The 5,775-nt window shown below is 54.0% G+C and carries 3 tRNA genes and 3 rRNA genes; all 6 read right to left on the bottom strand.

What is annotated here, in order from left to right:
• Position 1: 1 nt before the first annotated feature.
• Positions 2-78: transfer RNA gene (locus tag GGR11_RS16585), tRNA-Met, on the bottom strand.
• A gap of 101 nt (positions 79-179) precedes the next feature.
• A 5S ribosomal RNA gene (gene rrf / locus GGR11_RS16580) occupies positions 180-294 on the bottom strand.
• An 89-nt stretch (positions 295-383) separates the two neighbouring features.
• A 23S ribosomal RNA gene (locus GGR11_RS16575) occupies positions 384-3,170 on the bottom strand.
• Positions 3,171-3,370: 200 nt separating this feature from the next.
• Positions 3,371-3,446, bottom strand: a tRNA-Ala gene (locus GGR11_RS16570).
• Positions 3,447-3,546: 100 nt separating this feature from the next.
• Positions 3,547-3,623, bottom strand: a tRNA-Ile gene (locus GGR11_RS16565).
• Positions 3,624-3,803: 180 nt separating this feature from the next.
• Positions 3,804-5,264, bottom strand: a 16S ribosomal RNA gene (locus tag GGR11_RS16560).
• The 16S, 23S and 5S rRNA genes sit together here with 3 tRNA genes alongside, the layout of an rRNA operon.
• Between the last annotated feature and the right edge of the window lie 511 nt (positions 5,265-5,775).

Here is a 5,775-nt window from a genome sequence, read left to right as displayed (position 1 = left end):
TTGGGTGCGGGAGTAGGATTTGAACCTACGACCTTCAGGTTATGAGCCTGACGAGCTACCGGGCTGCTCCATCCCGCGGCAAGCGGTAGTCGAGAAGGAAGAACGTTCGAGAAGCTGCTCTCAAGTAGCCCGGAGGGCGATAGAGCAAATATAGCGCAATCTTTCTGTCCGCCCGGTAGACCCGGCGGCGACCTACTCTCCCGCGCCTTGAGACGAAGTACCATTGGCTCTGGAGGGCTTAACGACCGAGTTCGGAATGGGATCGGGTGGGGAACCTCCGACATAGCCACCGGGTCAACGGGGCGGACAGAGAGATTGCGAAGAAGACATTGTCTGAGATTGCTTCGGTCAAGGAGCAATCATCGAATGAGTTTTGCTGAGAAACGATCAAACCGATCGGATTATTAGTACCAGTAAGCTTCATGGGTCGCCCCACTTCCACACCTGGCCTATCAACGTGGTAGTCTTCCACGATCCTCAGCGAAGCCTTGTTTTGAGGTTAGTTTCCCGCTTAGATGCTTTCAGCGGTTATCTATTCCATACTTAGCTACCCTGCTGCACAGCTGGCGCCATGACAGGTACACCAGAGGTATGTCCATCCCGGTCCTCTCGTACTAGGGACAGATCCTCTCAAGCTTCGAACACCCACGGCAGATAGGGACCAAACTGTCTCACGACGTTCTGAACCCAGCTCACGTACCACTTTAAATGGCGAACAGCCATACCCTTGGGACCTGCTCCAGCCCCAGGATGTGATGAGCCGACATCGAGGTGCCAAACTTTGCCGTCGATATGGACTCTTGGGCAAAATCAGCCTGTTATCCCTAGAGTACCTTTTATCCGTTGAGCGATGGCCCTTCCACTCGGGACCACCGGATCACTATGGCCGACTTTCGTCTCTGCTCGACTTGTCAGTCTCGCAGTCAGGCGAGCTTATGCCATTGCACTCGACGAGCGATTTCCGACCGCTCTGAGCTCACCATCGCGCGCCTCCGTTACACTTTAGGAGGCGACCGCCCCAGTCAAACTACCCACCACGCCATGTCCCGGGACCGGATAACGGCCCTCGGTTAGACGTCAACGACAGTAAGGGTGGTATTTCAAGGACGACTCCACCAGAGCTGGCGCCCCGGTTTCATAGTCTCCCACCTATCCTACACATACGGTCGCTAACGCCAAGGCGAAGCTATAGTAAAGGTTCATAGGGTCTTTCCGTCTGACCGCGGGAACCCCGCATCTTCACGGGGAATTCAATTTCACTGAGCCTGTGCTGGAGACAGTGGGGAAGTCGTTACGCCATTCGTGCAGGTCGGAACTTACCCGACAAGGAATTTCGCTACCTTAGGACCGTTATAGTTACGGCCGCCGTTTACCTGGGCTTCAGTTCGTCGCTTTCACAACTCCCTTTAACCTTCAGGCACCGGGCAGGCGTCAGACCCTATACGTCGCATTGCTGCTTCGCAGAGCCCTGTGTTTTTGCTAAACAGTCGCTACCCCCTGGCTTGTGCCACTCAGTCCTGGTTGCCCAGGGTGAGTCACGCTTATTCCGAAGTTACGCGTGCAATTTGCCGAGTTCCTTCAGCACAGTTCTCTCAAACGCCTTGGTATGCTCTACCTGACCACCTGTGTCGGTTTCGGGTACGGTCTCTGCTGGAGTTATTTCCTGGGACAACGCCCCCGCACACACAATCCAATAAGTGGGTACGAGTTAAGCCATCCGTCACTTCCAGCTGGTGCAGGAATATTTACCTGCTTCCCATCGACTACGCTTTTCAGCCTCGCCTTAGGGGCCGACTAACCCTGCGCAGATTAGCTTTACGCAGGAACCCTTGGTCTTTCGGCGGGAGTGTCTCTCACACTCCTATCGTTACTCATGTCAGCATTCTCACTTCCGATACCTCCAGCCAGGCTCACGCCTGACCTTCACCGGCCTACGGAACGCTCCGCTACCGCTTGCAGTAAACTGCAAACCCATATCTTCGGCGCACGGCTTGAGCCCCGTTACATTTTCCGCGCAGGATCGCTTGATCAGTGAGCTGTTACGCTTTCTTTAAAGGATGGCTGCTTCTAAGCCAACCTCCTGATTGTCAAAGCAATCCCACATCGTTTCCCACTTAGCCGTGACTTGGGGGCCTTAGATGATGGTTAGGGTTGTTTCCCTTTTCACGACGGACGTTAGCACCCGCCGTGTGTCTGCCCGATAGTTCTCTTGGGTATTCGGAGTTTGGTTAGTATTGGTACCGCTCGCGCAGCCCGCAACCATCCAGTGCTCTACCCCCCAAGGAATTCGTCGGACGCTCTACCTAAATAGATTTCGCGGAGAACCAGCTATGTCCAGGTTTGATTGGCCTTTCACCCCTATCCACAAGTCATCCCAGAATTTTTCAACATTCACGGGTTCGGTCCTCCAGTTGGTGTTACCCAACCTTCAACCTGCTCATGGATAGATCACCTGGTTTCGGGTCGTCATACGTCGAACTTAGCGCCCTATTCAGACTCGCTTTCGCTGCGCCTACACCTAACGGCTTAAGCTTGCTCGACACATGAAGTCGCTGACCCATTATACAAAAGGTACGCCGTCACCCCGCTTGGGGGCTCCGACTGCTTGTAGGCTTCCGATTTCAGGATCTGTTTCACTCCCCTTGTCGGGGTGCTTTTCACCTTTCCCTCACGGTACTTGTTCACTATCGGTCGTAGAGGAGTACTTAGGCTTGGAGGGTGGTCCCCCCATGTTCAGACAGGATTTCACGTGTCCCGCCCTACTCGAGTCTCTTGCTATTTGATGACTACGGGGCTTTCACCCACTATGGCCGACCTTTCCAGATCGTTCGTCTTTATTTCACAAGAGCACTGGCCTGGTCCCGGTTCGCTCGCCACTACTACGGGAGTCTCGGTTGATGTCCTTTCCTCCGGGTACTGAGATGTTTCAGTTCCCCGGGTTCGCTTAATGAAGCCTATGTATTCAGCTCATTATACCTTTAAACAATCCGCCAATCGCCGCCCTGACCGAAGTCAGAACGAAGTTGGAAGACTGTAAAGGTGGGTTTCCCCATTCGGAAATAACCGGATCAAAGGGTGCTAGCGCCTCCCCGGTTCTTATCGCAGCTTGCCACGTCCTTCATCGCCTCTCTACGCCAAGGCATCCGTCAGAAGCCCTTCAACGTTTGATCGTTTCTCAGCAAAACTCATGCTTGGTTTATTCCGCCCGACTGGAAAGTTGCCGGGGGACCAAGCCTGATATTTGTCAGACAATGTCTTCTTCTCGAACACGACCTTCAAGCTCAGGGGAGCCGGTCTAGTTCTTCCTTCACGATTTCAATGCACGCCGGCCTTACAGCCAACGGCAAACTCGAATGCGATCACAAGGTCCTGGTGGAGCCAGACGGAGTCGAACCGACGACATCCTGCTTGCAAAGCAGGCGCTCTACCAACTGAGCTATGGCCCCGTTCTTTTTGGCTTCTTGGCCAACAGGAACAGTGCGAAGCCCAGGAGAGCTGTCGGCGATGCCGTCTTGAGGCTGAGAACCCCCAGCAAACCAGAAGTCCTGGTAGGCCCGGGCAGACTCGAACTGCCGACCTTACGCTTATCAGGCGTACGCTCTAACCACCTGAGCTACGGGCCTATGGCAGCGACAGCCGGGCTATAAGACCCAGGCTCGCGATCGCGTCACCAATACATCAACCCGAATGGTCGATGCGTCGATGACGAAAGTGGAAAGAGAAACGGAGACGGCGGCATTCCGCAGTTTATTGGAGCCTCAATAGACAGCCTCGTGAGAGACGGCCTGGAGAAGCATCCTTAGAAAGGAGGTGATCCAGCCGCAGGTTCCCCTACGGCTACCTTGTTACGACTTCACCCCAGTCGCTGACCCTACCGTGGTCGCCTGCCCCCTTGCGGTCAGCGCAGCGCCTTCGGGTAGAACCAACTCCCATGGTGTGACGGGCGGTGTGTACAAGGCCCGGGAACGTATTCACCGCGGCATGCTGATCCGCGATTACTAGCGATTCCAACTTCATGCCCTCGAGTTGCAGAGGACAATCCGAACTGAGACGACTTTTAAGGATTAACCCTCTGTAGTCGCCATTGTAGCACGTGTGTAGCCCACCCTGTAAGGGCCATGAGGACTTGACGTCATCCCCACCTTCCTCCGGCTTAGCACCGGCAGTCCCATTAGAGTTCCCAACTAAATGATGGCAACTAATGGCGAGGGTTGCGCTCGTTGCGGGACTTAACCCAACATCTCACGACACGAGCTGACGACAGCCATGCAGCACCTGTGTCCTAGTCTCCGAAGAGAAAGCCAGATCTCTCTGGCGGTCCAGGCATGTCAAAAGGTGGTAAGGTTCTGCGCGTTGCTTCGAATTAAACCACATGCTCCACCGCTTGTGCGGGCCCCCGTCAATTCCTTTGAGTTTTAATCTTGCGACCGTACTCCCCAGGCGGATTGCTTAATGCGTTAGCTGCGTCACCGAAATGCATGCATCCCGACAACTAGCAATCATCGTTTACGGCGTGGACTACCAGGGTATCTAATCCTGTTTGCTCCCCACGCTTTCGAGCCTCAGCGTCAGTAATGAGCCAGTATGTCGCCTTCGCCACTGGTGTTCTTCCGAATATCTACGAATTTCACCTCTACACTCGGAGTTCCACATACCTCTCTCATACTCAAGACACCCAGTATCAAAGGCAATTCCGAGGTTGAGCCCCGGGATTTCACCCCTGACTTAAATGTCCGCCTACGCTCCCTTTACGCCCAGTAATTCCGAGCAACGCTAGCCCCCTTCGTATTACCGCGGCTGCTGGCACGAAGTTAGCCGGGGCTTCTTCTGTAGGTACCGTCATTATCGTCCCTACTGAAAGAATTTTACAATCCTAAGACCTTCATCATTCACGCGGCATGGCTGCGTCAGGCTTTCGCCCATTGCGCAAGATTCCCCACTGCTGCCTCCCGTAGGAGTTTGGGCCGTGTCTCAGTCCCAATGTGGCTGATCATCCTCTCAGACCAGCTACTGATCGTCGCCTTGGTGAGCCTTTACCTCACCAACTAGCTAATCAGACGCGGGCCGCTCTAAAGGCGATAAATCTTTCCCCCGAAGGGCACATTCGGTATTAGCACAAGTTTCCCTGAGTTATTCCGAACCTAAAGGCACGTTCCCACGTGTTACTCACCCGTCCGCCACTAACTCCGAAGAGTTCGTTCGACTTGCATGTGTTAGGCCTGCCGCCAGCGTTCGCTCTGAGCCAGGATCAAACTCTCAGGTTGAGTTGACTTCTGACCTAAGCTTGAAGCTTACCGAAGTAAGCTTGGCATTAGCTCTACGTATTTTATTGACGAGTTCCCAAGTCATCGATCCGAAGACCGACGCATGGTATCTTTTCAAAAAGACCGCAGATAGTCAGTGTCGTATAATGACCCTAAGGTCATCGCTAGAACACCGCCGCCTGCGTTTCTCTTTCCATATCAACAATGTCAAAGACCTAGAACCGCCTCAGCGGCCCGACTTGTTTAGCGCCGTGTCGTCGGCGGAGGCGGCGATTTAGAGAACCGCGAACCTCGTGTCAACCGCTCTTTTCAGAGATTTTGCAGACCCGAGACCGAAGCCTCAAAACCACAAAAAACCACCGGAGGAAAACGCAGAGGCTTTCCTCTTAACCGTTCGGCGATTCGATTGGAGCGCGGAACCTATTGAAACCAACCCAGGAAAGCAAGAAGTTTCTCAACTCTTTCTTCCCCTCAAAACCCCCGAAACCGAAGCTCCGAAGCCCTCAGGGCC

The sequence above is a fragment of the Brevundimonas mediterranea genome, assembly GCF_014196125.1.
In the GTDB taxonomy this organism is placed as follows: Bacteria; Pseudomonadota; Alphaproteobacteria; order Caulobacterales; family Caulobacteraceae; genus Brevundimonas; species Brevundimonas mediterranea.
The sequence above is the reverse complement of the archived record's forward strand: the minus strand, read 5'-3'. Positions and strand labels throughout refer to the sequence as shown.